At 67.6% G+C, this 272-nt stretch carries 1 protein-coding gene; it reads left to right on the forward strand.

What is annotated here, in order from left to right; all coding sequences use genetic code 11:
- The coding region (locus JK364_RS54850; RefSeq protein WP_201858943.1) for a hypothetical protein at nt 1-272 on the forward strand (272 nt) is incomplete at both ends.

Below are 272 nucleotides of genomic sequence, written 5' to 3' on the forward strand. Positions count from 1 at the left end.
CTCCGACGCTCGGGCGAAGGGGCACCGAGTCCTGGCGGTGGTGCGTGGCTCGGCGGTCAACCAGGACGGTAAGAGCAGCCAACTCACGGCGCCGAATGGTCCGTCGCAGGAGCGGGTGATTCGGCAGGCGCTGGCTAACGCGCGGTTGTCGGTGGCGGATGTGGATGCGGTTGAGGGTCATGGGACGGGTACGACGCTCGGTGATCCGATCGAGGCGCAGGCGTTGCTGGCTACTTATGGGCGGGAGCGTGAGGGTGGTCGGCCGTTGTGGT

This window comes from Streptomyces endocoffeicus (assembly GCF_016741935.1).
Taxonomy (GTDB): domain Bacteria; phylum Actinomycetota; class Actinomycetes; order Streptomycetales; family Streptomycetaceae; genus Streptomyces; species Streptomyces endocoffeicus.